Source organism: Hymenobacter translucens (assembly GCF_020685205.1).
Lineage (GTDB): Bacteria > Bacteroidota > Bacteroidia > Cytophagales > Hymenobacteraceae > Hymenobacter > Hymenobacter translucens.
Map to the genome: position 1 here is coordinate 741,560 of NZ_JAJERB010000002.1, position 23,714 is coordinate 765,273.

Sequence of the window (23,714 nt, forward strand, 5' to 3'; positions counted from 1 at the left end):
CTGATTGTTAAAGAGTTAAGTTAAGTAAAGTGGATATTGGATCTACTATAAAGATACGAAAAACAGGGGGGCTTTCCAATCGGAAAACTGCTAAAAACGAACGGTTTTCAGATAATTTGAGATGAGCACCGCCTTCGGTAACTGCTCGATCTGAGCGGCCGAAAACGGAGCCAGCCCGGTAGCTGCCAGCGTGGCAGCAGGCAGCGGGGCAGCAAGCCAGATCGGATGAAAGCGGGCCTCTACTTTCTGATGGCTGAGCACGTGCCGGTACGCCTGGGAAGGCTCTTCCACCTGGTCGGTAGCGGGCTGTACGCCCAGCTCGTCTGCCAGGGCCAGCAGCTCGGCAGGAGCCAGGGTAGCCGATTCTGTTTCGGTCAGGGCAAAGTCGTACAGGCCCTGCCAGATGTCCTTGGCGCTGCGTTTACGCAGGTACACCTGCTCGCCATGCCGCAGCACGAGGTAGTGAAAGTAGCGCGTGCGCCCGGCCTTGGCCTTGCTCTTTACCGGCAGCTCCTGCACCATTCCGTGCTGGAAGGCGTAGCACCGGCTTTGCAGGGGGCAGAACAGGCAGTCGGGCTTGACGGGCGTGCACTGAATGGCCCCAAACTCCATAATAGCCTGGTTGAACTGGTCGGGTACGTCAGCGGGTATCAGCTGATTGGCCAGCTCCTGAAATACCCGGCGGGAAGCCGGAGCCGCAATATCGTCGGCAATACCAAACACCCGGGCCAGCACCCGGAATACGTTGCCGTCGAGCACCGCCACCTGTTCCCCATAGGCAAAGGAGGCAATGGCGGCGGCGGTGTACTGGCCTACTCCGCGCAGCTTGAGCAGCTCCAGGTAGGTAGCGGGAAAGCGGCCCGCATACTCAGCCACCACCTGCTGGGCCGTATGGTGCATGTTGCGGGCCCGGGAGTAGTAGCCCAGGCCCTGCCAGTGCCGCATCACCTCGTCTTCGGGGGCAGCGGCCAGGTTCTGAACGGTAGGGTAGGTGGTGACGAAATCGAGGTAGTACGGCAGGCCCTGCCTGACCCGGGTCTGCTGCAAAATCACCTCGGACAGCCAGATAGCGTACGGGTCGCGGGTGTGGCGCCAGGGCAGGTCGCGGCGGTGGCGCGGGTACCAGTCGAGCAGCGCCTGGGCAAAAAACGGATGAAGTGCAGGGGACGAGGAATCAGGCAAGACAGTGAGGAAGAAAGGATTATAGCCGGACCGGCGATGGAAGCAGATTGTGGAGAAAGTATTGTAAAACCAAAAAAGCAAACTACCTTTGTGGCCCAAATTCGCAAGGGAACGCCTTACCGGGCAACATCTTACGTCTTGGGCCGGGTGTTTTATCCGGCAGACATTTTTTCACTTCACAGTACTTACTAGCGTGACTAAAGCAGAAGTAATCGCCGAAATCGCCGACAAGACCGGCATTGAGAAAGCAGACGTTTCGGCAACCGTAGAAGCCTTTTTCAAAGTTGTTAAAGATTCGATGGCCGATGGCAACAACATCTACGTTCGGGGCTTTGGCAGCTTTGTTAACAAAAAACGGGCAAAGAAAGTAGCCCGCAACATCTCCAAAAACACGTCCATCATCATCGACGAGCACTTCATTCCAAGCTTCAAGCCCTCGAAGACGTTCATCGGCAAAATCAAGAACAGCAAGAAAATCAAAGCGTTGGCTCAGGCCTAAGCTTCATTCGCTCTTACCGGCAGCGCCGCCGGTGTTCCGAACTCCGGAGCCCGGCGGCATGCTTTTTTTCGATGGCTCGCACTACTTCCTCACATCAGCTTATTCTTCTCACCCTGGCGGTAGCGCTGGCCGGCGGGCTGCTGCTGCTGCCAAAGGTAATCGTCAAGCCCAAGGAAGGTAAGGGAGAGCTCACCAGCGACGCGGCCCGCACGGCCAACCGTGACGGGGGCTCTGAAACCAACGGCTCCAAAGCCGTGGCTTCGTCGGGTGAGCAGCCTACCGTAGCAGCCAGCCCAACCGCTGAAATGCCCCACCAGGAGGCCACCGCCGGGCAGCGCCGGGAGCTAAACCAGCTGCTGGGCCGCTACCGCGCCGAACGTGATCCGGTAGCCCGGCTCCGCCTCGCCACCGACCTGGCCAAGCAGTACAAGGCCGTCAGCAAATTCGACAGCGCCGGCTACTACTACGAGCAGGTAGCGCTGGCCCGTCCGGGCGAGCAGGCCTGGAAGCGGGCCGCCGATGAGTACTTCGAAGCGTTCAGCTTTGCCGCTACCCAGGAGCGGGCCCAGCAACTCAGCGGTAAAATCCGGGAGCTGTACGAGAAGGTGTTGAAAAACAACCCCGAAAACCTCGACGCCAAAATCAACCTCGGCATGGCCTATATGGCTACCGAAAACCCGTTGCAGGGCGTAAAGCTGCTGCGGGAAGTGCTGGTGGCCGATCCGCGCAACGAAAAAGCCCTGTACAACCTGGGCATCCTCTCGCTGCAAAGCAACCAGGCCGACCGGGCCGTGGAGCGTTTCCGGGAGCTGACCAAGGTCAACCCCGAGAATGTGAACGGTCAGTTTTATCTTGGCGTCGCGTTAGCGCAAAGCGGAGCCAAGGACGAAGCCCGTCAGGTCTTCACCAAAGTCAAATCCATGAGCACCGATCCGGCCCTGTCGGCGTCGGTGGATCAGGAGCTGCAAAAGCTGTAATAAGTAAGTCCCTTTTTTACAAACCTTAACCCATCAACCCATGCCCTGCGGTAAAAAGAGAAAGCGTCATAAGATTGCCACTCACAAGCGGAAGAAGCGCCTGCGCAAGAACCGTCACAAGAAGAAGTAAGCCTTTCGGGGTTTGCTGGCGGACCTGTTCGTGCTGAGCAGGTGCCGTCTATCTCTCATTCAGTATCCCCGAGAGTGGCCGTTCGTTCGCTTTTTCCCCTGGCCTGCAAGGGAAGCTGGTGCTTTACGCACCGGCTTCCCTTTGTGGGTTTCGGGAGCAAGCCGACCGGGTCGTTCGGAGGCTACCTAAATCATCTGACCCATTGAGTAACGAATTAATCATTAATTCTACTCAGGAAGGAGAACGGATTGCCCTGCTTCAGGACAAGCGGCTCATCGAATATCATTTCGACCGCAACGACACCAACTACTCCGTTGGTGACATCTTCCTGGGCACGGTCAAGAAAGTTATGCCCGGTCTGAACGCTTCGTTCGTCGACATCGGGTACCAAAAAGACGCGTTTCTGCACTACGGCGACCTTGGCGAGCAATTTCCCTCGCTAACGAAGTGGGTGCGGGGCGTTCAATCGCAGAAAATCACCGTTGCTTCCCTCAAGAACTTCACCTTTGAGGGAACGATGGACAAAGTCGGCAAAGCGGCCGACGTGATGAAGAAAGGCCAGCAGATGCTGGTTCAGATCATCAAGGAGCCGATTTCCACCAAGGGCCCGCGACTGTCCACCGACATTTCGATGGCCGGCCGCTACCTGGTGCTGGTGCCGTTTTCCAACGTTATCAGCGTCTCGAAGAAGATTGTCAGCAAGACTGAGCGGGAGCGTCTCAAGCGCCTCATCGCCTCGATCAAGCCCGAGAACTTCGGCGTGATCATCCGCACCGTAGCCGAGGGCCGTGAGGTCGCCGAGCTCGACAAGGATATGCAAAGCATGGTGGCTAACTGGGAGCAGCTCTTCCAGACCCTGCGCTCGGCCAAGCCCAACGACAAGGTGCTGGGCGAACTGGGCCGGACCTCTTCCATGCTACGCGACATGCTCAACGAGTCGTTTGATGCCATTACCGTGGACTCCCCGGCGATGTACGAGGAGATGCGCAGCTACCTGGAGAAGATTGCCCCCGACAAGGTGGGCCTGCTCAAGCTGCACAACGCCAAGGTGAAATCGTTTGAGCACTTCGGCATCGAAAAGCAGCTCAAATCGCTGTTTGGCAAAACCGTGACGGTGCCCGGCGGCGGCTACCTGGTTATCGAGCATACCGAAGCCCTCCACGTCATCGACGTGAACTCCGGCAACAAGAGCAACCAGGAAGGCGACCAGGAAGCTACGGCGCTGCACGTGAATATGTCGGCGGCCCGCGAGGTTGCCCGGCAGCTGCGCCTGCGCGACATGGGCGGTATCATCGTCGTCGACTTCATTGATATGAAGTCGGCGGAGAGCCGCAAGAAAGTCGAAGATGCCGTCAAGGACATCATGAAGTTCGACAAGGCGCGGTTCACTATTCTGCCCATCACCAAGTTCGGGCTGCTGCAGATCACGCGGCAGCGCGTGCGCCCGGCCGAGAACATCGTGACCGGGGAGCTGTGCCCCACCTGCGGCGGTACCGGCAAGATTTCGGCTTCCATTCTCGTCACCGACGAGATTGACAACAGCATTGAAGACCTGCTGGTGGCCCAGAATCAGTCGGGCATCACGCTCTACGTGCATCCCTTCCTCCATGCCTACTACACCAAAGGTCTGGTGTCGAAGCAAATGAAGTGGTACCTGAAGTACTACAAGTGGGTGAAGGTGATGAAAGACACCTCGCTGGGCCTCACCGACTACCGGATTGAGGACGAGCGGGGCGAAGACATCGAGCTGCACTCGCCGGCGGCAGCGATGAGCCGTCTGCAGGACCGCGAGATTGAGATTACGGACTAACGGTTTTTCTGCGAAAGCCTCCTGACCAAGAAGAAAGCCCGCCTTGCTCGAGATGAGCAGGGCGGGCTTTTCCGTGGCAGCCGGGTAAGCTAGAACTTGATGCCCAGGTCCAGCGTGATTTCGTTGTTTTTAAGGCTGACGCCCTCGATCTTGTTGGGCTCATCGTCGAAGTAGATGTCGGTGTTGATGAGCCCGCGGTGGTAGCTGATGCCGGCCAGGGCCTTGGTGCTTTTCCCCAGCTGGTACTCAATGCCCGCGCTGGCCAGTACGGCGGCATCCACGGGCAGGAAGTGGCTGTAGGCCTTGGTTTCCTTGTTATTGGCGTCGGTGTAGAACTTGTTGCCATTGATGCGGGCCGTGATGAGCGGGTTAAGCGAGCCGCCCACCTGAAAGAAGGCGCGGACGTCGGGAGCCACTTCGTTGGTAAAAAGCTTGATCGTAACCGGAATCTGCAGGTACTGCAAACCAATCTTCTGCTCGACGGCACCGCCCGAAATCGGCGAAACGTACCCGATGGTACCCCCCTTGCCCACCAAGAGCAGGCCGCTGCTGAACGCGTAGTTTTCCCCGAAGAAGTAGTCGACGATAACGCCGCCGCCGAGGCTGATCTTGCTGCTTTTGCTTTCAAACTTGTTGGCCGAGGGAGCATCCACCCGCAGGTAGGTAACCGAAGGGGAAAGCTTGAGCCCGATTTCGACCTGGGCCGAGGCAGCGGTGGCGGAGGCTCCAAGAGTGAGCAGAGCCAAAAACAATTTTTTCATGGGTAATATGAGTTAAACGTTCGGGGTAGACGGAAAACGGCCCCGCAACGTTTGGTTTTGGCTATTTTTGCCCTAAAGTAACGACTCAAGCGTGTTTCACAACCCTGCCCGAAAATATCCCCAGTTGGGGAAACTGCTGCTTCTGCTCCTGCTGCTGACCGGCTGCGGGCGTGAAGACAAGTGCGAACTAAACCCCGAGGTTGCCAAGGTTCCGGTCACCCTTCGGCTGGAACGACTGGAGAGGTCTTTTTTCCAGGTAAAGAGCACTACCGACGCCGGTGCATTTCTGGCGCAGCACCCCCTGTTTGCCAATCAGTATCTGCAGCTGCGTCAGTATCCGTCGGCTGATGCGCTGACTCCCATGCTGACCCGGCTGGCCACAAATGCCGACCTGCAGCAGCTGGGCAGTCAGGCGGCGGCCGCATTTCCGGAAGAGCAGCTCCAGGCCGACCTGAAGCGGCTTTTTCAGCACGTGCGCTACTACTTTCCCAAATTCCGGGTGCCGCCGGTCAATACGTTTGTCAGCGGCCTGGGACTGGACCCATTCAGCAAGGACTTGTTTGTCAACGACAGCCTGATGGTCTTGAGCCTGGATTTCTTCGTGGGTCCGAAAGCTAAATACCGGCCCAATGCCCCGGAGTACATTTTGCGCCGCTATACCCCGGCTCACCTGCTGCCGGCCGCTGCCCAGGCCATTTCCAGCAAGTATAACCGCCGCCTGCCGACCAACCAGACTATGCTGAGCGAGATGGTGCAGTACGGCAAGGCGCTGTACTTCGTGGAGAAAGTGCTGCCCTGCACCCAGGACTCGATCCTGATCGGCTTTACCGCTGCCGAGCTGGCGGGCGTCGAGTTCAACGAGGGCAAGATCTGGGCGCACTTCATCGAGAAAAAGCTGCTTTACAATACAGCTCCCTTCACTATTCAGAAGTACGTGGGGGAGCGGCCCAGTATTCCTGAAATCGACAAAACCTGCCCGGGTCGGGTGGGGGCGTGGGTCGGCTGGCAGATTGTACGCAAGTATATGGCCGAGCACCCCCAGGTAACGCTGCCCCAGCTGATGGCTGAGACCGACGCCCAGCGGATCCTCACCGCCTCCAAGTATCGCCCCAAGCGGAAATAATTAGTAATTAACAATTAGCAATTAAGAATCGCCTGGTCCGAATTGTCGGATCAGCTGTATCTGTAGTCTCAATTCTTAATTACTAATTGTTAATTCTTAATTGACTTCAGGTGCACATTGCCGTTTTCAGCCAGTATCACACGAATCCTGATTGCCCGGCCACCAGCCGGCACTATTCGTTGCTGACGCACCTGGCCCGGCGGCACCGCGTCACACTTATCACCAGTCGGGCCTGGGAAGGGCAGCGCCTGACCGCATCCTTCCCCTGGCTGCCGGAGGGTGTGGAAATGCGGGCAGCGGGTATTGCGTATGGCAATCAGATGGGCGTGCCGCGCCGCCTGCTGGCGTTCGGACAGTATGCCGCCTTCGCTCTACGGGAAGGAATGCGCATCGAGCGTCCGGATGTTGTCTGGGGCATTTCAACCCCGCTCACGGCGGCCTGGGCCGCCGCGCAGGTAGCCCGCCGCCGCCGCGTGCCCTGGGTGTTTGAGGTGCAGGACCTCTGGCCTTCCTTTCCAATTGCCATGGGCGCAGTGCCCACGGCCTGGGCCCGGCAGCGGCTGTATGCGCTGGAAAAAGGGCTCTACCAAAGTGCGGCCCACATCCTGCCGCTTTCACCCGACATGACCAGCTACGTGGCCGGGCTGGGTATTGCTGACAGTAAGATTACCACCGTCCTCAACGGCACCGACTTGGACTTAGCCGCTCAGGTCACTACCGGAGCAGTAACCCAGCTGCGGCAGGAGCACGGGCTCGATGGAAAAAGGATAGTGCTGTATGCCGGCACCTTTGGCCGGGCCAATGACATTCCGACCCTGGTAAAAGCCGCCGAGCTGCAAACCAGTAGCAATCCCGATACGGTCTGGCTGTTTATGGGCCATGGCTATTTTGAGCCGCTTATCCGGGAAGCAGCTGCGCGCACGTCCGGCATCCGATTGGTTGCCCCGCGGCCCCGGCACGAGGTGTTTCGCTGGTTTGCGTTGGCGGATGTATCAGTTGTTTCCTTCCTGGACCTCCCGGTGCTGGACGCCAACTCACCGGCCAAGCTCTACGACAGCCTGGCAATGGGCACGCCCGTAGTGGTGACCAACCAAGGCTGGACCAAAAAGCTCGTTGAGGAAAATCAGTGCGGATGGTTTGTGCCGGCCGGGCAGCCCGAGCAGCTGGCTTACCGTCTGACCGAGCAGCTCTCTGATCCGCTGGCGCTGTTAGCGGCCGGGAAGCGGGGCCGGCAGCTGGCCTTTAATGAATTTGACCGCACTCAGATTGCCGAAGTCATAGAACAGGTGCTGCTGGATGTGGCCCAGTAGTCCACGAGCTTAGTACCGACTAGTACCAATTTTGTACTGTGGTATACTCTCTGGTCTAAGGGGCTCAAGAAATTGCCTGTTACGCGTCGGTAGACGCATCGGCTGCAGGGCCCTGGAAGTTTTGGGCGTAGAACTTACAGAAATCGGTGAGGGGGCAGATGCTGCACTTGGGCTGCCGGGCCACGCAGATGTAGCGCCCGTGCAGGATCAGCCAGTGGTGGGCCTTGGCTACTTTCTCTTCCGGAATGTATTTCAGCAGCTCTTTTTCCACGGCCAAGGGCGTCGTGGCCTGCCGGCTCACGAGTCCAAGCCGGTGCGAGACCCGAAACACGTGGGTATCCACCGCCATGGCGGGCAGATTGTAGATAACCGACATGACCACGTGGGCCGTTTTGCGCCCTACGCCCGGCAGGCGCTGCAGGTCTTCTTCCTGGCTGGGTACTTCGGAGTCGAACTCTTCAACCAGCACCCGTCCCAGGCCCGCCAGGTGCTTGGCCTTGTTGTTGGGATAGGAGATGCTGCGGATGTAGGGAAAGATTTCTTCGGGTGTGGCCGCCGCCAGATGCGCCGGGGTCGGGAACTGCCGCAGCAGCTCGGGCATAATCAGGTTTACCCGCTTGTCGGTGCACTGGGCACTGAGAACCACCGCCACAATCAACTCATAGGCGTTGGTGTAGTGCAGCTCGGTCTGGGGCTCCGGAAAGTGGGTGGTAAAGTAGTCGAGAAAGCGGCGGAACCGTTCGGGCTTGCGCATAGAAGCAGGCATAAGCAAGCCCGCCGGTCAGCAACTGCCGGATGAAAGACTCATCGGGGCAGGCGCTAACCGGCGGGCACTGAAAAAAGTCAGGAAGCCTTTAGGAAGGTCCGGGAGTATTGTAGAATTGAGCTGGTCGTGCGCTCACTGGGGCCGCGGTTGAGGCCATCCAGGCAGCGCTGAGCCAACAGCAGGTCGGCACAGCAGGAGGCCAGTTCCGGGTCGTGCACCAGGGCCTGCTCCAGCTCGGCCTGTTCGTCAGCCGGCAATTCGTTGTACACGTACCGGAGCAGCTTCTCTTGGGTAAAGGTTTTGATCATAGAAAACGGGTTGCGCGGCCATCTTCTTCCGCAGGTTGATCAGGGCGTAGCGCATCCTGCCCAACGCCGTGTTGATACTAACCCCCGTGGCGTCCGCAATCTCCTGGAAGCTCATGTCGCCGTAGTGGCGCATAACCAGAACTTCCTTTTGGGCCGCCGGTAGGTCTTGTATTAACTCCCGAAGACGAGCATAGGTTTCCTCCCGCGTCATTGCGGCTTCCACTCCTTCCTCGGCCAGCGAGAGAGAGTTGAACGCATAGCTGCTCGTATCGAGGTTTTGGGTGGGGTTGCGCTTCTCCCGTCGGAAAAAGTCGATGGCCAGGTTGTGGGCAATGCGGCAGATCCACGAAGAAAATTTCCCCTCTTCGTTGTAGCGGCCGCTTTTCATGGTGTGAATAGCCTTGATAAAGGTATCCTGCAACAGATCTTCGGCCACGTCCTCATCGCGCACGATTAGCATAATCGTGGTGAAGACACGGCTTTTGTGCCGATCCAGCAAGAGTGCGAAGGCATCTTCTTTGCCGGCAATGTAGAGCGAGATTAAAGCGGAGTCGCTCGGCTGCATGGTTTCCATAAAGGCTACGGGTTAAAGGAACGTAGAGCTTTAGGCCATATTGTGCAGTTGCCGGTGAACAGGAATTTTCCTGTAGAAAAAAGAGAAGGGAGGGAAGAACCAAATGTAAATAAGTGCCGCATCAAACACAATACTGAACAAAGAAAAAATGACAAAATTTTTTAGTCGCAATTCCCCCGGCCAGAAGCCGGTTGGACGAGCACTATAAAAATGAAAAGGCCAGCCGCAGCTGACCTTTTCTGATCTGGGAACGTGCTTTCTTCAGCTCAGCGGCGCAGCTGAGCGTCAAGGTCCCGGAGCTGGGCATCAATAGGAGCGGTGCCGGGGGCCGAGCCTGCCGTGGCAGCGGCCCGCTCTGCCAGCAGGGCTGCTGCCTGCTGCAGAAAGTCCAATCGCTGCTCGGCCCGCAGCAGCTTGGTGGTAAGGCTACTGGGCACTGTGCCGTAGCCGGGCAGGGCAATGCGGGTTTCGGTTTCGCCGGTTACCTGCTGCCTTCGTGCCCGGATGGCTTCTTCAGAGCGCATATCATCACTGAAGCGCACCACGAGGCCCTGCTGGTTTACGGCCTGCCCTTCGCGGAGCTGCTGCCGGGTACCATCCCGGCCCACCAGGTTGCCATCCGGATTGACAACCAGGCCGTTTTCCATCGTAACAGGGGTCAGCAGAGGCGAGGCTTTGCCCCCCTGCATGCGCATTACCTTGCCGTTTTGCAAATACACGCCATCCCGGAATGCGGGCGTTGCACCAGCCCGGTTCTGGGCCAGCCCGGAGGAAACCTGGAAAAGAAGGAATAGACAGAGAAGCAGAGTGCTGCGCATGGCGGTGAAAGCTGGGAAAGTGAAAAAGATGGGCTAGGCGCCATTCCGCTTCTACGCAAAACCGGTGCAGGATGCTGAATCTGCAACAGGAGTTACCTGTCCGGACGGCTTGCCTGAACCTGCCGGGCACCCGCTGCGGCCGGCAGCCCGCGGAAGGCGTTTCACGTACCTGGTCCTACCTTTGCCCGTTCCAGTCTTTATCTGCCCGCATGTCTGCAATTGCTACTCCCCACGACCCGTACGCCGCGCTACGCCTTCCCGAGTTTCGCCGCCTGATTTCGGCCCGGGTGTGTCTTACGGTTGCCACGCAGATGCAGGGAGTGGTTGTAAGCTGGCAGATCTTTCAGCTGACCAAAGACCCCCTGGCCCTGGGCTTGATTGGGCTGGCCGAGGCTATTCCCAGCATTGTGGTGTCGTTGTACGCCGGGCACGTGGCCGACTCAGTGAGCCGAAAGAAGATTATCGTGGCCGCTGTAGGCGTGCTGGCGCTGTGCTCGGCCGCCCTGCTTTGGCTGTCGATGCCGGCGGGGTCCTGGCTGCTGGCCCGGGAGCAGTTCCACACCCTGCCCTTATACATGGTTATTTTTCTAAGCGGCATTGCGCGGGGCTTTCTGGGTCCGGCGCTGTTTTCGTTTATGCCCCAGCTGATGCCCGACCGGGAGCGGCTGGCGAATGCCATTACCTGGAACAGCACTACCTGGCAGGCTGCCGCCGTACTGGGTCCCGCTATTGGCGGACTCGTGTTTGCCAAAGCGGGTATTACCACGGCCTATGCAGTGGATGCCGTGCTGATGACGTTGTCTTTGTTGCTGTTCACCAGCATTGCGGCCCGGCCCCTGCCCCCGGTGGAGGGAGAGCGGCTCACGCTGCGGGAAAGCATCCTGTCGGGGGTGCAGTTTATCTTTCATAACCAGATTGTGCTGGCGGCTTTGTCCCTCGATTTATTTGCGGTGCTCTTTGGCGGAGCGGTGGCGCTGCTGCCCATCTTTGCCAGCGACATTCTGCACACCGGGGCCGACGGGCTGGGTTATCTGCGGGCGGCCCCGGCGGTGGGCTCGGTGCTGATGGCCGTTACGCTTACCTACTTCCCGCTGCGCCGTAAGGCCGGCCGCAAGCTGCTCTGGGCCGTGGCCGGATTCGGCCTCGCCACCATCCTGTTTGCCCTCTCGCGCAATTTCTGGCTTTCCCTGTTCCTGCTGTTTCTGACCGGGGTGTTTGACTCAGTTTCGGTAATTGTACGCTCCACGCTGCTGCACACGTTCACGCCCGAGTATATGAAGGGGCGGGTATCGGCTGTCAACAACATCTTTATCGGGTCCAGCAACGAAATCGGGGCGTTTGAGTCGGGGGCCGTGGCCAAGCTGATGGGGACGGTGCCGTCGGTGATTTTCGGGGGACTCATGACCATGCTGGTAGTGCTGGTAACCGGGCTGAAAGCCAAAAAGCTGGCGAACCTGGATCTGACCCCTAAGCCAGCAGAAGCAGAAAAGACCAGTTAGCGTACCCCTTTTCTTTACTTGCCGAAAGGCAGGCCGGATTCATCGGGCCTGCCTTATAGCATGTCATTTTATTTCGTGAGGGCAACCTTTCGACCCGATCCGGACTCAGGTATGCAACCAAAAGTTTGGTGGGGTAGAACAGACCTACCGTTTGTCATATATGCGCTTATTCACCCTAAACGCGGTTTCTGCGCTTGGTTAGAAACGCAGAAGCAGATACGATTAATTGCTTACATTGTGTCTTCAGGAACGCTGAGATTGTTCGGGAAGTAAGGAATTTAAGTAGTTGTCTAATAGTCAGTAGTTTGTAGTTATCAGCCCTCCTGCTTTCCGTATGCACCTGCCGCTTTTCAACCTCACCGCCCAACCCGGTTCCGCTCAGTGGGCGCTGCTGCTGTGGGCGGTGTTGTTGTCCGGAGCGGTGGCCGGCCAGCAGCCGAAGAAAAACACGGTGTCGGGAGTAGTAGTGGAGGCGGCCAATGGGGAAGGTATTCCGATGGCCAGCGTGTATTTCCGTCAGACGCCCCAGAAGGGAACCAGCACCGCGGTAGACGGGCAGTTTGTGCTGGAACGCAGCGCCATTCCCGGCGACACGCTGCTGATTGTCTCCTCCATTGGCTTTAAGCCCGAAACCCTGGCGGTAAGCCGGCACACGACTCGCCTGGCTAAAATCCGGCTTAAAACCACCGCTACCGAGCTAAAAGAGGTTGTGGTAAAAGCGGGCGAAAACCCTGCCTACGCCGTAATCCGCAACGCCGTCGCCAACCGGGACCGAAACCACATTGAGGCCCTGGCCTCGTACGAGCTCGAAAGCTACAATAGCCTGGCCGTGTACCTGACCAATGCCGAGAAGGTCCAGAACTCCTCGGCCATGCGGGAAGTGAAGAAGCTGATGCAGCGCCAGGGCAAGTCGTTCCGGGACCGGCAGGGCCGGGTCATCATTCCGCTGACCGTGACCGAAACGGTGTCCAACAACTATTACCTGCGGCAGTCCCGGGCCCGGAAAGAGCAGATCGTACGCACCAAAACGGCGGGCATTGGGCTGGAAACCGATGATGGCCTAACCCAGCTGATGAGCGGCAACGGGTTCCGCGACTACAACTTTTACCAGAACCGGCTGCGCATTCTCGACAAGAGCGTGCCCTCGCCGCTGGCCGACGGCTGGCGCTTCAACTACGAGTTCTGGTTGGAGGACAGCGTGCGAATCGGTAACGATGAGTGCTACCGGATTGCCGTCGTGCCGCGCCGGGCCACCGATATAGTTTTTCAGGGCACCATCTGGGTGAGCCGGGACGGCTTTGGCCTGCGGAAGGTAGACCTGCGCTTGGCCCCTGACGCCAACATCAACTACGTGCAGTCCCTGCACATCCGGCAGGAGGGAGAGCACCAGGGCAGCGGCGTCTGGCTGGCCAAGTGCACCGACTACGAGGTAGAGCTGAACCTGGCCAGCATCAACCCGTCGATGCCCGGGGTGCGGCTAAACCTGCGGACCATCAACACCCACCTCGTCGCCAAGCCGATTGACGCTTCGTTTTTCGAGGAAAGCCGGCCTACGCTGCCACCGATCCTGGCCGCGCCGGCTGTTGCAGCGGTGGATACCGCCTACTGGCGCTCCTTCCGCACGGTGCCTTCCGACAGCATTCCCGCGGAGCCGGCTCCATACGAGCTGATTGACTCTATCAAGCAGCTGCCTTCCATCCGAAAATATACGTTCTGGGGGCGGGTACTGGCTTCCGGTTACGTGCCCATGGGTAAGTTAGACTTTGGCAACATCCTGAACACCTACGCCTGGAACAACGTGGAAGGGCACCGCATCGGGGTGGGGCTGCGCACGAACGAGACCTTCAACCGCAACCTGAACCTGGACGGAATGGTGGCTTACAGCACCCAGTTGCGGCGGTTCAACTATAACGCCTCGGTAGCGCGGGTGCTCAGCCGGGAGCATTTCACCCAGGTGGGAGTACGGACCCGCTCCGACGTCGAGCCCCTGGCATTGCTGGCCTCGGGATTGTCGCCGACGGCCGGGCTGCTGGCGTTCAACCACATCGGCAACCTACGGCGGCGCAACCCTTTCGACTACTCCGAAACCTCCGCGTGGCTGGAGCGGGAAGTCCGGCCCGGCCTGACAACCCGCCTTGCCGGCAACTATCGGTCCATGACCGGGCTGTACCGCCGGGGACCAGTGTTTGACGACGATGAGCGCAAAGGAGAAGAGCGCAGCAGCACCGTTACTACCACCGAGCTGGAGCTCGGTCTGCGCTTCAACCAGCAGGAACGCAGCATGCGCACCAAGAACAATAAGCTGAGGATGATGCGCCGGCAGGTAGCTCCCACGCTCAACGTGGTCGGCGTAGTAGGCTTCCGCAACGGCCGGGGAGATGGCCCGGTACACTCTTACCAAAAGCTCCTGGCTAGCCTCACGCAGCGGCAGTTGTCCGTTTTCGGCTTTGGCACGGCCGACTACGTGCTGCAGGCTGGCTACGTATTCGGCCGGGTGCCGTACTCCTTACTAAAGATCCACCAGGGCAACGGCACGCCGTTCCTGTTCCGCAACGGCAGTCAGACGATGCGGAGCTTCGAGTTTGCCAGTGACCATTTCATGGAGCTGCATTACACGCACTACTTCAACGACCTGATTCTGGGTCAGATTCCGGGGGTGCGCACCGTCAACAAATTTCTCGACTGGCGCCTGTTGGCCACCACCAACGTGGTCTGGGGCGGTATGCGGGAAGAAAACGTACGACTCAATGAACTCACGCTGCCTTCGGGCCGGGTAATCACGCCCTTCCGGACGCTGGGCCTGAAGCCCTACGTGGAAGTCGGCTACGGCGTGGAGAACATCCTGCACATCCTGCGCGTCGACTTTGTACACCGCCTTACCTACCGCGACCTGCCCGAAGGGGCCAGTCGTAAGATGGAGACCGGCAACTTCGTGGTCAAGGTATCGGCAGCCTTCAAGATGTAAGCAGCTTTTCATTCCGCTTAACGCAAACGGGGCCCGGCAGAATCTCTGCCGGACCCCGTTGCTTTTTCTAGAGTAAAAAAGCGCTTAGCGTGCACTGCCTTTGGCCAGCACCGGGCTGCCCGCAGGGGACGGTGCCTTTTCTACTTTGCAGGTAGCTGCCAGCCATTCCTGAATGGTAACCAGGGCCCGGGGCGAAAAAGTCGGCTGGCGCTGCCCGTCCACAATCGTCCATTCCGACGGGTCGGGCTGAAACCAGTGGTTGACGCCGGGCAGCTTCTGGCTTGCTACGCGGCGGTTGGCCCGCAGGCCACGCTTCAGGAGCGGCAGGTTCTTGCTGGCACCGACCTGCAGGTCAGCCAGGCCATTGAGTACCAGTACCGGGCATTTTACCTGAGGCAGGGTGCGCGTCGGGTCAAAGTCAAGGAAATAGCGGTACCAGGGCGAAGTCAGCTGATTGGCGCGGGCCTTTACCATCGTATAGTCGATGTCGGTGTTGTTGCGACGCAGCAGTACGCCCACCTTGGCGCGGGCCAGGTCGTTGTTAGGCGTCTGGCGAATGATGTTCACCATCTCATTGTGCAGCTTCAGGGCCGCTGCCACCTGAGTTGGGGTTGCGCCAATCAAGCGCATGATTTCGCCCTGCTGCCGGCGCAGCACTTCCACACCCTGCAGGCCGTAGCCGGCCAGAGAAACCACGAAGTCGGGGCCTTTCGAGTGGGCCGCAGTCAGCAGCGCTACGTTGGCCCCTTCGCCGTGCCCGATCATCCCCACCTGGGACCGGGTAACCCGGGGCTGCAGCCGCAGCCAGTTCAGCGCGGCCTGGGCATCGGTGGCCAGGTCGGCGGTGGTGGCGGCGGCGTAGTGCCCGGTCGACTTGCCGGTACCCCGGTCGTCGTAGCGCAGCACGGCAAAGCCGCGGCGGCTGAGGTAGTCGGCCAGGGTGCCAAACATCCGGTAGCCTTCCACGGTCACGTCGCGGGTATGAGGGCCGGCATCCGACACCAGGACCACGGCCGGAAACGGTCCGGGGCCATTGGGCACGGTGTAGGTGGCACTGAGCTTCAGCTTGCCGGCCCGGTTGGGAATCGTAACGCTGTGCTGCTGATACGGGCCGGTGGGTTTGCTGCTGCCCTGGAAGCTCACTGCCGGGGCCGCGGCGCTTTTCTCGAGCAGGAGGGGCGACGTCAGCCCCGGCTGCTTCCAGGTGCCCTGGAGCTGCTTGCCATTGCTGCTGAGCTTGCCGGCAAAGCTGCTGCCGGCCTGCTGAATGCTGAAGCTGACATCGGAGCCGGCTACCGTAACCTGCACCGGCATCCGGCTTACTTTCTGCTGCGGTACGTCGAGGGCGGCGTAGAACGTGCCGTTAGACAGGGGTACGATGGTAATGAAGATATTCAGGCTGCCACCCGGCACCTTCAGGGGACCTTTCCACTGCCCGTTCAGCGGAGATTCCGCCGCTCCGCGCTGACCTATCGTCAGCAAGGGGAGCAGCAGGAAAAAGAGAAAGGCCAAAAGTGAAGAGGGTAAATATTTCTTCATAAAGTTTAAATATGTGCTTGTCTGGGAAAGGGTGTTATACAAAAATGCTATAAAAAGTCATAAAATGCTATAGTACGTTGGCTTAAATTTTATCTCGGGCGCCTTTGCCCGCAGGGCTGATAATTTGGCCGTTGCGGTAGGCGCCCCCGCTTCGGTCGTCGTACCTTCGTAGCCGCATCCGCAGCCCGCCGAAACCTTACCGGGCGGCTTCGGTGTTACTCCACTCTATGGCCTCCAAGAACACCCTGCAAGTAGCTGCCCCCGCGGCCGACCCGATTGACCAGCTGGATCCGCGCGAGTTTATTCTGATTAAGAACGCCCGGGTGCACAACCTGAAAAACCTGAGCGTGGCCTTGCCCCGCAACAAGTTTATCGTCGTCACCGGTCTGTCAGGCTCGGGGAAGTCGAGCCTGGCGTTTGACACGCTGTATGCCGAAGGCCAGCGCATGTACGTGGAAAGCCTGAGCTCCTACGCCCGGCAGTTCCTGGGCCGCATGGACAAGCCTGACGTCGACTACATCCGGGGTATTTCGCCGGCCATTGCCATCGAGCAGAAGGTCAGCATCAAGAACAACCGCTCTACGGTTGGCACCAGTACCGAAATCTACGACTACCTCAAGCTGCTCTTTGCCCGGGTCGGCCGCACGTTCTCGCCCGTATCCGGGGAGCAGGTGCGCAAGGATACCGTGGCCGATGTAGTGGATTTCTTGTTCACCCTGCCCGACGGCACCCGGGCCATGATTCTGGCCCCGCTGCTGCCGTCGGAAGACGGCCGGCCGATGAGCAAGGAGCTGGACCTGCTGCTGCAGAAAGGCTATTCGCGGGTGGTGGTCGGCGGAGAAACGTCGTTTATCGAAGACCTAATCGGGGAAGGCAAGCCGGAAGTGAAAGGTGACGTCTACATCATGATTGACCGCGCCGTGGTGCATCCCGGCGACGAAGATCTGCAGTTCCGTCTGTCGGACTCGGTGCAGACGGCGTTTTTCGAAGGCCACGGCACCTGTATCGTCCGGCTCGACAACGAGACGCGCACGTTCTCGGACCGGTTTGAGCTGGACGGCGTGAGCTTCGAGGAGCCCAGCGTCAACTTCTTCTCGTTCAACAACCCCTACGGCGCCTGCCAGACCTGCGAAGGATTCGGCTCGGTGCTGGGCATTGACGAGGACCTCGTTATTCCCGATAAGAGCCTGACGGTGTACGAGGGCGCCATTGCCCCCTGGCGCACCGACAAGCAGAGCGAGTGGCTGAAGCCCCTGCTGAAAAACGGCATCCGCTTCGACTTTCCGATTCACCGGCCCTACAACGAGCTGACCGAAGCCGAGCGCAGCCTGCTGTGGAAGGGCAACAAGTACTTCGAGGGCCTCGACGACTATTTTAAGTGGGTGGCCACGCAAAGCCACAAAATTCAGTACCGGGTGCTGCAGAGCCGGTACCGGGGCCGTACCACCTGCCCCGACTGCCGCGGCACCCGCCTGCGCAAGGACGCGCAGTACGTTAAGATCAACGACCACAGCATCACCGACATCGTGCTGCTGCCCGTGAGCAAGGCCCTGGAGTTTTTCGAGACGCTGACCCTGACCGAACACGAGGCCAAAGTGGCTGACCGCCTGAGCACTGAAATCACCAACCGCCTCGGCTACCTGCACCGCGTGGGCCTGGGCTACCTGACGCTGAACCGCCTGAGCAGCACGCTTAGCGGGGGCGAAAGTCAGCGCATTTCGTTGGCAACATCCCTGGGTTCGGCCCTGGTCGGCTCCATGTACATCCTCGATGAGCCCAGCATTGGCCTGCACCCCAAGGATGCCGAGCAGCTGATCGGCGTGCTTCGCTCCTTGCAGCAGCTCGGCAACACCGTCATTGTGGTGGAGCACGAGGAAAAGATGATGGAACAGGCCGACCAGATTATCGACATCGGGCCCGAAGCCGGCTCCGGCGGCGGCCATCTGATGTTCCAGGGCACGTATCCCGAGATTCTCAAAGACACCAAAACCTACACCGGGCAGTACCTGAGCGGCAAGATGGAGGTGAAGGTGCCCACGACCCGCCGCCCCTGGCGCAACGCCCTGGAAATAACCGGAGCCCGCGAAAACAACCTGAAGAACGTCAGCGTCAAATTCCCGCTCGACGTGATGACCGTCGTAACCGGCGTATCGGGCTCGGGGAAGTCGACGCTGGTGAAACGGATTCTGGCTCCGGCCCTGGCCAAGCAGCTCGGCGGCGGGGCCGGCGAAGCCACCGGCAAGTTTGACCGCCTCACCGGCGTAAACGGGCAGGTGACGCACGTGGAGTTTGTCGACCAGAACCCGATTGGCAAAAGCAGCCGCTCGAACCCGGTCACCTACGTGAAGGCCTATGACACCATCCGCAGCCTGTTTGCCGACCAGCCGCTGGCCAAGGCCCGGGGCCTGAAACCCTCGCACTTCTCCTTCAACATCGAGGGAGGACGCTGTGAGGTTTGTCAGGGCGAAGGCCAGGTCAAGATCGAGATGCAGTTTATGGCCGACATCTACCTGACCTGTGAAAGCTGCAACGGCCGCAAGTTCAAGCAGGACATCCTCGACATCAAGTTCCAGGACAAAGGCATCGACGAGGTGCTCGACATGACCATTGCCGACAGCATCGAGTTCTTTAAGGGGCAGCCCAAGGTGGCTGAGCGTCTGAAGCCCCTCGACGACGTGGGCCTGGGCTACATCCGGCTGGGGCAGTCGGCCAATACGCTTTCCGGCGGCGAGGCCCAGCGCGTAAAGCTGGCTTCGTTTCTGACCAAGGGCGCGACGCTACAGCAGGACAAGATTCTGTTCATCTTCGACGAGCCTACCACCGGTCTGCACTTCCACGACGTGAACAAGCTGCTCAAGGCCCTGAATGCCCTGATCGAGCAAGGCAACTCGGTGCTGATTATCGAGCACAACACTGAAATCATCAAATGCGCCGACTGGATTATCGACCTCGGCCCCGAGGGCGGTACCAACGGCGGCCACCTGCTGTTTGAGGGCACGCCCGAGGAGATGGTGAAGCTCAAGGATACCAACCACACGGCCCGCTTTCTGGCCGAGAAGTTATAAGCTAAACATTAAGCACAAAAAAGGCCCGTGACAGATGCCACGGGCCTTTTTTTGTGCTGTCGGTCTACTGGCCGTCGGTGGTCGTCGTGGTCGTGGTACCCGTGTTGGTGGTGCCGTTGGTGGTCGTGGCGGGCTTGGCTTTGCGGCCCCGCATCTGAGCGCCGGCGCCAGCCTGCTGGGCGCTACGCTTGCTGGTCGGGTCTACCGGGTTGGCCGTAGTGCCGGCTGTGTGGTTGCCGCTGGGCGTACGCGGGGTCGTATGGCCCTGGCCGCCGCTGTGGGCCCGGCCGCGGGTGTCGCCGGTACCGCCGGGGTTAGCCGCGCGGCCCTTTCCTCTGCGGAGCTGGGCACCGGCATCGGCCCGCTGGGTGCTGGTCTTGCTGGTAGGGTCCACGGGCTGGTCGGTGGTACCGGCCGTGCGGTTACCGCTGGGGGTGCGCTGGGTGGTGGGAGTGGGGGTGTTAGCCGGCGTGGTCTGGGCCTGGGCAGCAACAGAGAGCACGAGCGAAAAGGCGAAAACGGAAAGCAGAGGCTTGAACATCGGAGTGGAAGTGAGAGATGAAAAACAATAGAAGTCAAGGGTATACGACGGAGTGGCAGCGGTGTTTTCAAGCTGAGCAGTAGAATAGTGGGTTTTCACGCCGGGCCGGGCCGCTTTCTTTCGCGTAGAACGGGCAGGACGGCGCCGGGCGGTGTCGCCTTTTAAGTTTGGAACTATGATCCTAGGAGCCGAAGAGCAATTCCGGGTGGGCGTACCCGCCAAAGGCCAGGAAAACCGCCTGATCAGCAGCGTGGCGGCCAATAACGAGTTTCAGGTGCTGTTTGAGGACGACGGCACCACCGGCTACTTCTATGCCCTGCGCGACGCCGGGGAACTCGAACTGCTCGACGCCCTGCACGTCTACAACGTGGCCGACATCGAGGACCGGGCCATTCCGGTGTCCCTGCAGATCTTCTGGGATGCTCACCAGACCACAGCGGTGCTGCTGCTCAACGGGCAGAGCCACGCCCTCTATGATTTCCCGCGCCAGGCCGGCTTTTGCCGCAATGCCTTTCCTCCCGCGAAAAACGGCCAGCCCGGCTCTCGGGAGCTGACCGATGAGCTGGTAGAGAAATACTTTGCGGCCTGAGCCGGGAAGAAAACGATGCTGCGCGGTTGCTCTGAGATGGAAACCCCTGTTGCTCCAGCCCCCACGTCCGCATTCCCTTTTTGGCGCTGGTTTGCCAGCTTTGCCATCGTGGGCAACATCGCCCTGAACTACTGGGCCAACACCCATCCGTTCAATGGGCAGACGATGGGCGAGGTATCAGCCCGCTACCCGACGCCCCTCACCCCAGCCGGCTATGCTTTCAGCATCTGGGGACTGATCTTCCTGACCCTGACCATCTACGCCGTCTGGCAGCTGCTGCCCGCCCAGCGCGCTTCTCCGCTCCCGGATGCCATTGCCCCGCCGCTTACCCTGGCCAGCGTGGCTACCGCCGGCTGGGTGGTGCTCTTTGCCTTCGAGCTGATTCTGCTCAGCGTACTGGTGATGCTGCTGATTCTGGGTTGCCTGATAGTGGTGTATGGGCGCAGCCGCCGCCTGGTGCTCTGCCGGCAAGTGCCCGGCTGGACGAGCGTGCCGTTTGCGCTCTATTTGGGCTGGATTTCGGTGGCTACGGTTATCAATGTCACTATTGGCCTGCGCGTACTCGGCTGGCAGACTTCCGCTGGGGTAGCCTCCGGGCTGGCAGTTGGGCTGCTGATCGTGGTCGTACTGCTGGGGCTGGTCATCAGCCGCAGATTTTCGGAAGCGGTATTTCCGCTGGTTGTAAGCTGGGCGCTGGTGGCCATCTGGATGGCCCAGCGGGGCCAGTACCCGGTTTTGGGCTGGGCGGCAGTGGCCGGGGCAGTGGTCGTCGGGGGCGGGGGCGTGCTGCTTAGCGTTCGGGCTTCCCGACAGCTTCTCTGAACGTGCTCTTAGTGGCTGTGTCTGCGCGGATAGCGCGTGAGCAGGTTGGGGCGTGGGAATGGGTGTTACCTTGCAGGCGCTTTTCCCAACCCAACCCCACTTTATATGCGCAAGAATATCGTCGCCGGCAACTGGAAGATGAACCTTACCCTTTCGGAAGCCCAGGCGCTGGTCACTGAAATTACGAGTCTGGTTGCTGCCGAAGCGGCCGGTTCCACCGTCGAAGTAGTTGTATGTCCGCCGTTCCCGCTGCTTTCCGCAGTTGGGCAGCAGCTGCCCCAGGGCGGCATGCTCCACCTGGGCGCGCAGAACTGCCACCAGAAGGAGAGCGGTGCCTACACCGGCGAGGTGTCGGCCCGGTTGCTGGCCTCGGTCGGCTGCGAGTACGTGATTCTGGGCCACTCCGAGCGGCGGCAGTATTTCCGCGAAGACGACGAGCAACTCAGCCAGAAACTGAAAGCTGCCCTGGCAGCCGGCCTGAAGCCAATCTTCTGCGTGGGCGAAAGCCTGGAAACGCGCGAGGCCGACGACACCTTCGACTACATCGGCCGCCAGCTGAAGGATGGCTTGTTTCACCTCTCCAACGAGGAGTTTGCCCAGGTCGTAGTGGCGTATGAGCCCATCTGGGCCATCGGTACCGGCAAAACGGCCACCAGCCAGCAGGCCCAGGAAGTACACGCCTTTATTCGGGAGCAGATTGCCCGCGCCTACTCGGCTGAGGCCGCGCTGAACACCACCATTCTCTACGGCGGATCGGCCAACGCCCAGAACGCCCGGGAACTGTTCGGCCAGACCGACGTCGACGGCGGCCTTATCGGCGGCGCCTCGCTGAAAGCCCGCGACTTCACCGAGATTATCAAGTCATTCTAACGCTTCGGTCAGCTGCGGGCGGGCAGTGCTTTTCCCCCGAACAGGGGAGAAGACCAGCCCGGCCGTAACTGAACTAAAAGGGGCACTCTATTTGTCAGGCAGGCGGGGCCCGGTGGGCGCCATTTCCCGTTCCCATGTTCTACTCCCTGATCCTCGCCGGCCTGCTGGGCTGGCTGCCCGCTGCCCCGGTTGCCAATCCGTTCGCGGCCGCTCCGCTGGTACGTCTGGTGGGCTCTGTTGAGCCCTGCCGCATCTACGGCTCCGTCTATCTCGAAACCGACCCGCGCCGCCGGGGCCTTTGCTTTGCCACCGTATATGTGGAAAAGGAGGAGGCATTTGCTGATGTCGTCGTCTTTCGGGAAGACAACAAGCTCTTCGCCGACAAGGCCGGGCTCTGGTACCTGACGCCCACCCGCGACTTTGCCGATTACACCTTGTTCGTGACCACGAACCGCGCCCTGGCGGACTTCGCTATTACCTATTCCGACATCCGTTCCTTTGCGGGCTGCCGGCAGCAGTAGGCACATACGAAAATTGTCGTACTCTTCGTTGGTAACAGCCCGGCGTCTGGCTTATTGCGGAAGCAGGCTGGTCGGCCGGGCTTGCCTGATTAGGCCGGGCGCTTTTTTCCGGCGGCAGAACCGCTGCATCTTTGCAGTTTGATTGACTGTTGATTTAACGTTCCGAAAATGGATTTTGTAGAAGTACGCGTGCAGGTTGCTCCTGAGCTGGCGGATATCCTGGTGGCCGAGCTGGGAGAAGTTGGGTTTGATACGTTCGAGGACAACGACGAGGGCTTCTGCGCCTACATCAGCGAGCCGGACTTCAACCCGGAAGCGGTGCAGGAGGTGATAACCCGGTACGCAGGCCTGGGTGAAATCCGGCACGAGCACCGCGTGATTACGCGCCAGAACTGGAACGCCGAGTGGGAAAAGAACTTTCAGCCCCTCATCATTGCCGACCGCGTGTCGGTGCGGGCCCCGTTTCATCCCAAGCCCGAGGGCATGGACTACGACATCGTGATTATGCCACGGATGTCGTTTGGCACCGGCCACCATGAAACCACGGCGCTGATGATTGAAAATCAGCTGACCCTCGACCACCAGGGGTTGCGCATTCTCGATATGGGCTGCGGCACGGGCATCCTGGCCATCATGGCGGCCCAGCTCGGTGCCCGGGAGGTGCTGGCCGTGGACGTGGAGCCCTGGACGGCCGAGAATGCCGCCGACAATGCCGCCGAAAACGGCTGCGCCAACATCGAGGCCCGCCTTGGTGGGGTGGAGGTTTTGGCGGGAGAAGCTCCTTTTGATATGATTCTGGCCAACATCAACCGCAACGTGCTGCTCGAGGATATGGGGGCCTATGCCCAGCTGCTGCCCGTCAGCCGGCCTATCCTGTTCAGCGGGTTCTACCAGGAGGATCTGCCCAAGATTGACGCCGAGGCCCAGCGCCACGGCCTGCGCTACCAGTCGCATCGGACAAAGAACAACTGGGTATCAGCGATTTTTACGAAATTGTAGGCCTATCATCAGGTCCTGACAGAGTTAGTATGAAGCACTTTGCTTT

21 protein-coding genes are annotated in these 23,714 nt (G+C 59.7%); 13 read left to right on the plus strand and 8 right to left on the minus strand.

The features are described 5' to 3' along the window. Positions 1-90 precede the first annotated feature (90 nt). Complete coding sequence (mutY, locus tag LJY25_RS06850) at positions 91-1,182, minus strand: A/G-specific adenine glycosylase (RefSeq protein ID WP_227607553.1); 1,092 nt, start codon at positions 1,180-1,182, stop codon at positions 91-93. A 193-nt stretch (positions 1,183-1,375) separates the two neighbouring features. Between mutY and LJY25_RS06855 the strand changes: the two genes are divergently transcribed. The 3 genes from LJY25_RS06855 (at position 1,376) to LJY25_RS06865 (ending at position 4,598) form a co-directional block, all read left to right on the plus strand. Continuing rightward, the gene (locus tag LJY25_RS06855; RefSeq protein WP_227607554.1) at positions 1,376-1,681 is read left to right on the plus strand and encodes an HU family DNA-binding protein; all 306 of its coding nucleotides are present in this window, start codon (positions 1,376-1,378) and stop codon (positions 1,679-1,681) included. A gap of 71 nt (positions 1,682-1,752) precedes the next feature. Beyond that, positions 1,753-2,658: a tetratricopeptide repeat protein gene (locus tag LJY25_RS06860; RefSeq protein ID WP_227607555.1), complete on the plus strand. Its 906-nt coding sequence runs from the start codon at positions 1,753-1,755 to the stop codon at positions 2,656-2,658. 332 nt (positions 2,659-2,990) lie between these two features. Then, a complete protein-coding gene (locus LJY25_RS06865) occupies positions 2,991-4,598 on the plus strand; it encodes an Rne/Rng family ribonuclease (RefSeq protein WP_227607556.1) in 1,608 nt (535 codons plus the stop codon). 89 nt (positions 4,599-4,687) lie between these two features. Here the strand turns inward: LJY25_RS06865 and LJY25_RS06870 are convergent, their stop codons facing one another. Next, positions 4,688-5,359: a porin family protein gene (locus LJY25_RS06870; protein WP_227607557.1), complete on the minus strand. Its 672-nt coding sequence runs from the start codon at positions 5,357-5,359 to the stop codon at positions 4,688-4,690. A 124-nt stretch (positions 5,360-5,483) separates the two neighbouring features. On the opposite strand from LJY25_RS06870, the gene gldB reads away from it, so the two are divergent. Both gldB and LJY25_RS06880 read left to right on the plus strand, forming a co-directional pair. Then, entirely contained in the window at positions 5,484-6,482 is a 999-nt protein-coding gene (gldB, locus tag LJY25_RS06875) for a gliding motility lipoprotein GldB (RefSeq protein ID WP_227607558.1), read from the plus strand. A gap of 110 nt (positions 6,483-6,592) precedes the next feature. Beyond that, positions 6,593-7,792, plus strand: coding sequence for a glycosyltransferase family 4 protein (locus tag LJY25_RS06880; RefSeq protein ID WP_227607559.1), 1,200 nt, complete (start codon positions 6,593-6,595; stop codon positions 7,790-7,792). A 79-nt stretch (positions 7,793-7,871) separates the two neighbouring features. Here the strand turns inward: LJY25_RS06880 and nth are convergent, their stop codons facing one another. The 4 genes from nth to LJY25_RS06900 all read right to left on the minus strand — a co-directional run bounded on the left by nth (position 7,872) and on the right by LJY25_RS06900 (position 10,258). Further along, positions 7,872-8,546 carry an endonuclease III gene (nth, locus tag LJY25_RS06885; RefSeq protein ID WP_227607560.1) on the minus strand — a complete coding sequence of 225 codons (675 nt, stop codon included), beginning with the start codon at positions 8,544-8,546 and terminating at the stop codon, positions 7,872-7,874. A gap of 89 nt (positions 8,547-8,635) precedes the next feature. Beyond that, entirely contained in the window at positions 8,636-8,866 is a 231-nt protein-coding gene (locus LJY25_RS06890; protein ID WP_227607561.1) for an anti-sigma factor, read from the minus strand. Then, positions 8,805-9,440 carry an RNA polymerase sigma factor gene (locus tag LJY25_RS06895; RefSeq protein ID WP_227607562.1) on the minus strand — a complete coding sequence of 212 codons (636 nt, stop codon included), beginning with the start codon at positions 9,438-9,440 and terminating at the stop codon, positions 8,805-8,807. Before LJY25_RS06895 ends, LJY25_RS06890 begins: the two co-directional genes overlap by 62 nt. 266 nt (positions 9,441-9,706) lie before the next feature. After that, the gene (locus LJY25_RS06900; protein WP_227607563.1) at positions 9,707-10,258 is read right to left on the minus strand and encodes a DUF3659 domain-containing protein; all 552 of its coding nucleotides are present in this window, start codon (positions 10,256-10,258) and stop codon (positions 9,707-9,709) included. A 209-nt stretch (positions 10,259-10,467) separates the two neighbouring features. Here LJY25_RS06900 and LJY25_RS06905 point away from each other — a divergent pair, with 209 nt between their 5' ends. Together LJY25_RS06905 and LJY25_RS06910 are read left to right on the plus strand one after the other, a co-directional pair. Next, positions 10,468-11,757 carry an MFS transporter gene (locus tag LJY25_RS06905; RefSeq protein WP_227607564.1) on the plus strand — a complete coding sequence of 430 codons (1,290 nt, stop codon included), beginning with the start codon at positions 10,468-10,470 and terminating at the stop codon, positions 11,755-11,757. A 334-nt stretch (positions 11,758-12,091) separates the two neighbouring features. After that, on the plus strand, positions 12,092-14,722 hold the full coding sequence (locus LJY25_RS06910; protein ID WP_227607565.1) for a DUF5686 and carboxypeptidase-like regulatory domain-containing protein: 2,631 nt from the start codon (positions 12,092-12,094) through the stop codon (positions 14,720-14,722). An 84-nt stretch (positions 14,723-14,806) separates the two neighbouring features. On the opposite strand, the gene LJY25_RS06915 is transcribed toward LJY25_RS06910, so the two are convergent. After that, positions 14,807-16,234, minus strand: coding sequence for an alpha/beta hydrolase family protein (locus tag LJY25_RS06915; protein WP_227607566.1), 1,428 nt, complete (start codon positions 16,232-16,234; stop codon positions 14,807-14,809). Between the two features lie 254 nt (positions 16,235-16,488). Between LJY25_RS06915 and uvrA the strand changes: the two genes are divergently transcribed. Continuing rightward, positions 16,489-19,326, plus strand: coding sequence for an excinuclease ABC subunit UvrA (uvrA, locus tag LJY25_RS06920; protein WP_227607567.1), 2,838 nt, complete (start codon positions 16,489-16,491; stop codon positions 19,324-19,326). 64 nt (positions 19,327-19,390) lie between these two features. On the opposite strand, the gene LJY25_RS06925 is transcribed toward uvrA, so the two are convergent. Further along, positions 19,391-19,867: a hypothetical protein gene (locus LJY25_RS06925; RefSeq protein ID WP_227607568.1), complete on the minus strand. Its 477-nt coding sequence runs from the start codon at positions 19,865-19,867 to the stop codon at positions 19,391-19,393. 175 nt (positions 19,868-20,042) lie between these two features. Between LJY25_RS06925 and LJY25_RS06930 the strand changes: the two genes are divergently transcribed. The 5 genes from LJY25_RS06930 to prmA all read left to right on the plus strand — a co-directional run bounded on the left by LJY25_RS06930 (position 20,043) and on the right by prmA (position 23,668). Continuing rightward, a complete protein-coding gene (locus LJY25_RS06930) occupies positions 20,043-20,456 on the plus strand; it encodes a DUF2251 domain-containing protein (protein ID WP_227607569.1) in 414 nt (137 codons plus the stop codon). Positions 20,457-20,492: 36 nt separating this feature from the next. Further along, the gene (locus tag LJY25_RS06935; RefSeq protein ID WP_227607570.1) at positions 20,493-21,278 is read left to right on the plus strand and encodes a tryptophan-rich sensory protein; all 786 of its coding nucleotides are present in this window, start codon (positions 20,493-20,495) and stop codon (positions 21,276-21,278) included. Between the two features lie 105 nt (positions 21,279-21,383). After that, entirely contained in the window at positions 21,384-22,148 is a 765-nt protein-coding gene (tpiA, locus tag LJY25_RS06940) for a triose-phosphate isomerase (RefSeq protein WP_227607571.1), read from the plus strand. A 134-nt stretch (positions 22,149-22,282) separates the two neighbouring features. Beyond that, a complete protein-coding gene (locus LJY25_RS06945; RefSeq protein ID WP_227607572.1) occupies positions 22,283-22,669 on the plus strand; it encodes a DUF6150 family protein in 387 nt (128 codons plus the stop codon). A gap of 168 nt (positions 22,670-22,837) precedes the next feature. Further along, the gene (gene prmA / locus LJY25_RS06950) at positions 22,838-23,668 is read left to right on the plus strand and encodes a 50S ribosomal protein L11 methyltransferase (protein ID WP_227607573.1); all 831 of its coding nucleotides are present in this window, start codon (positions 22,838-22,840) and stop codon (positions 23,666-23,668) included. The last annotated feature ends 46 nt before the right edge of the window (positions 23,669-23,714 follow it).

Excerpts from the sequence above, each read along its gene's own strand:
- LJY25_RS06905 (WP_227607564.1), top strand. The coding sequence starts at position 10,468 with ATGTCTGCAATTGCTACTCCCCACGACCCGTACGCCGCGCTACGCCTT.
- nth (WP_227607560.1), bottom strand. The coding sequence starts at position 8,546 with ATGCGCAAGCCCGAACGGTTCCGCCGCTTTCTCGACTACTTTACCACC.
- LJY25_RS06870 (WP_227607557.1), bottom strand. The coding sequence starts at position 5,359 with ATGAAAAAATTGTTTTTGGCTCTGCTCACTCTTGGAGCCTCCGCCACC.
- tpiA (WP_227607571.1), top strand. The coding sequence starts at position 21,384 with ATGCGCAAGAATATCGTCGCCGGCAACTGGAAGATGAACCTTACCCTT.
- LJY25_RS06925 (WP_227607568.1), bottom strand. The coding sequence starts at position 19,867 with ATGTTCAAGCCTCTGCTTTCCGTTTTCGCCTTTTCGCTCGTGCTCTCT.
- LJY25_RS06945 (WP_227607572.1), top strand. The coding sequence starts at position 22,283 with ATGTTCTACTCCCTGATCCTCGCCGGCCTGCTGGGCTGGCTGCCCGCT.
- LJY25_RS06930 (WP_227607569.1), top strand. The coding sequence starts at position 20,043 with ATGATCCTAGGAGCCGAAGAGCAATTCCGGGTGGGCGTACCCGCCAAA.
- uvrA (WP_227607567.1), top strand. The coding sequence starts at position 16,489 with ATGGCCTCCAAGAACACCCTGCAAGTAGCTGCCCCCGCGGCCGACCCG.
- LJY25_RS06910 (WP_227607565.1), top strand. The coding sequence starts at position 12,092 with ATGCACCTGCCGCTTTTCAACCTCACCGCCCAACCCGGTTCCGCTCAG.
- LJY25_RS06935 (WP_227607570.1), top strand. The coding sequence starts at position 20,493 with ATGGAAACCCCTGTTGCTCCAGCCCCCACGTCCGCATTCCCTTTTTGG.
- prmA (WP_227607573.1), top strand. The coding sequence starts at position 22,838 with ATGGATTTTGTAGAAGTACGCGTGCAGGTTGCTCCTGAGCTGGCGGAT.
- LJY25_RS06860 (WP_227607555.1), top strand. The coding sequence starts at position 1,753 with ATGGCTCGCACTACTTCCTCACATCAGCTTATTCTTCTCACCCTGGCG.
- LJY25_RS06890 (WP_227607561.1), bottom strand. The coding sequence starts at position 8,866 with ATGATCAAAACCTTTACCCAAGAGAAGCTGCTCCGGTACGTGTACAAC.
- LJY25_RS06900 (WP_227607563.1), bottom strand. The coding sequence starts at position 10,258 with ATGCGCAGCACTCTGCTTCTCTGTCTATTCCTTCTTTTCCAGGTTTCC.
- LJY25_RS06895 (WP_227607562.1), bottom strand. The coding sequence starts at position 9,440 with ATGGAAACCATGCAGCCGAGCGACTCCGCTTTAATCTCGCTCTACATT.